This is a genomic window from Cellulomonas biazotea (genome assembly GCF_004306155.1).
Classification (GTDB): Bacteria; Actinomycetota; Actinomycetes; order Actinomycetales; family Cellulomonadaceae; genus Cellulomonas; species Cellulomonas biazotea.
Genome location: NZ_BIMR01000431.1, coordinates 1 through 2,498 on the forward strand (window position 1 = coordinate 1; position 2,498 = coordinate 2,498).

A 2,498-nucleotide genomic window follows, 5' to 3' on the forward strand; every position below is an offset into this window, starting at 1 on the left:
GGCCAGCACCGCGTCCCCGGCGGCTCGACCCTCCCGCCCGACGACACCACCGACCACCGCGCGACCGCGCGGGCCGGGGCGCGCGACGCCGCCCGCGCCGGCCGCCGCCCCGCGACGCCGACCACCGCCACCCCGGCCACCACGGCCGCCACCTCGCAGGAGACGTCCCGATGAAGAGCCGGTCCATCGCACCCATGGCGGTGCCCGCAGGGGTCGTCGGCATCGTGCTGCTGCTCGTCGTGCCGCTGCCCGCGGCGCTGCTCGACGTGCTCATCGCCGTGAACATCACGGCGTCGCTCGTCATCCTGCTCACGTCGATGTACGTGAAGCGGCCGCTCGACTTCTCCGTCTTCCCGTCGCTGATCCTCGTGTTCACGCTGTTCCGGCTGGGGCTCAACGTGGCGTCGACGCGGCTCGTGCTCCGCGACGGCTACGCGGGCCAGGTCATCGAGGCGTTCGGGCACTTCGTCATCGGCGGGTCGCTCGTCATCGGCCTCGTGATCTTCCTCATCCTCGTCGTCATCCAGTTCGCGGTCATCACGAACGGTGCCGGCCGCGTCGCCGAGGTCGGCGCGCGGTTCACGCTCGACGCGATGCCCGGCAAGCAGATGGCGATCGACGCCGACCTCAACTCGGGCCTCATCGACGAGGACCAGGCCCGCCAGCGCCGCGCGGACGTCGCCGCCGAGGCCGACTTCTACGGCGCGATGGACGGCGGCTCGAAGTTCGTCAAGGGCGACGCGATCGCCGGCATCGTCATCACCGTCATCAACCTCGTCGGCGGCTTCGTCATCGGCATGATGCAGATGGGCATGTCCGCGGGGGAGTCGCTGCAGCGGTTCAGCCTCCTGACCATCGGCGACGGCCTCGTCACGCAGATCCCCGCGCTGCTGCTGTCGGTGTCGACCGGCATCGTCGTCACCCGCGCCACGGCCGAGGGCGACATGGGCACGGCCGCCGCGAAGCAGCTCGGCCAGTCCCGCAACGCGCTGCTCATCTCGGGCGGTGGCGCGATCGCGCTGGCCCTGCTGCCCGGCATGCCGAAGGTGCCGTTCATCCTCGTCGGCGCGACGCTGATCCTCGTCGCGCAGCGCGTCAAGGCCCGCGAGACCCGCGAGGCCGCCGAGGCCGCGAAGGCCCCCGCGGCGTCCGCCGCCGCCGCGCCCAGCGCCGACACCCCCGAGCAGCTCATCGAGCAGATGCGCGTGCACACCCTGGAGATCCTGCTGGCGCCCGACCTGGTCGACCTCGTCGGCACCGGCCCCGACCAGGACCTGCTCGCGCGCGTGCGCGGCCTGCGCCGCAAGACCGCGATGGAGCTCGGGATCGTCGTGCCGCCCGTGCGCACCCGCGACTCCGTCGACCTGCCGCGCTCGACCTACGTCGTCAAGATCGCCGGCGTCGAGGTCGGCCGCGGCGAGGCGCCCGCCGGGTACATGCTCGCGCTCGGCGACGACCTGTCCGCGCTGCCCGGCACCCCCGTGCACGAGCCCGTGTTCGGGCTGCCCGGCAAGTGGGTGCCCGCCGAGCTGCGGCACGCCGCCGAGATGTCCGGCGCGACCGTCGTCGACCGGGTGTCCGTCCTCATCACCCACCTCGGCGCGCTCATCACGCAGAACGCCGCCCGCCTGCTGGGGCGCGAGGACGTCCGCGTCCTCACCGAGTCGGTCAAGAAGGTCAACCCGTCGGTCGTCGAGGAGCTCGTGCCGTCGCTGCTGAGCCTCGGCGAGGTGCAGCGCGTGCTGCAGGGCCTGCTCGCCGAGGAGGTCCCGATCCGCGACCTCGGCCGCATCTACGAGGCGCTCGCGCTGCGCGCCAAGCTGTCGACCGACGTCGAGGGGCTCGTCGAGGCCGCCCGCGGCGCGCTCGGCCCCGCGCTCGCGGCCCCGTACACGCAGGACGGCGTGCTGCGCGTCCTCACGCTCGAGCCCGGGCTGGAGCAGACCCTCGTCGAGTCGCTGCGCCCCGGCGACGGCGGCACCCAGCTGCTCGTCGACCCGACGCGGGTGGAGGTCGTCCTGCACCAGCTCCGCGCGGCCGTCGCCGACGCGGAGGCCGAGGGTCGGGCCGTCGTGCTCGTGTGCGCGCCCGTCGTGCGCCCGGCCCTGCGCCGGCTCGTCGCGCTCGGCCTGCCGCGCCTGCCCGTCCTGTCGTACGCCGAGGTGACCGGTGGCGGCCTCACCGTCGAGACCGTGGGGGTGGTGCGCGGTGACCACGCGATTGCTGCTTGAGGGCACCGACCTCGCCGAGCTGATGGCGCACGTGCGCCAGGAGTTCGGCCCGCAGGCGCGCGTCGTGCGCGCCGAGCGGGTCCGGACCGGCGGCATCGGCGGGTTCTTCGCGCGCGAGCGCTACGAGATCACCGTCGACGTCCCGCCGCCGCCGGAGCAGCGGCCCGCGGCGCTGCGCGTCCTGCCCGGCGGTGCCGCCGCCGGCGGGCTGCCCGCGCTGCTCGCCGCGGCCGACGAGGCCGACGAGGTCGGCTCGTCGTCGACGCC

2 protein-coding genes are annotated in these 2,498 nt (G+C 74.5%); both read left to right on the forward strand.

Annotated elements, in window-relative coordinates:
- Positions 1-170 precede the first annotated feature (170 nt).
- Complete coding sequence (locus CBZ_RS19820) at positions 171-2,231, forward strand: flagellar biosynthesis protein FlhA (protein ID WP_130783155.1); 2,061 nt, start codon at positions 171-173, stop codon at positions 2,229-2,231.
- The coding region (locus tag CBZ_RS19825) for a hypothetical protein (RefSeq protein WP_218022831.1) at positions 2,209-2,498 on the forward strand (290 nt) is incomplete at its 3' end. The genes CBZ_RS19820 and CBZ_RS19825, both read left to right, overlap by 23 nt.

Excerpts from the sequence above, each read along its gene's own strand:
- CBZ_RS19820 (WP_130783155.1), top strand. The coding sequence starts at position 171 with ATGAAGAGCCGGTCCATCGCACCCATGGCGGTGCCCGCAGGGGTCGTC.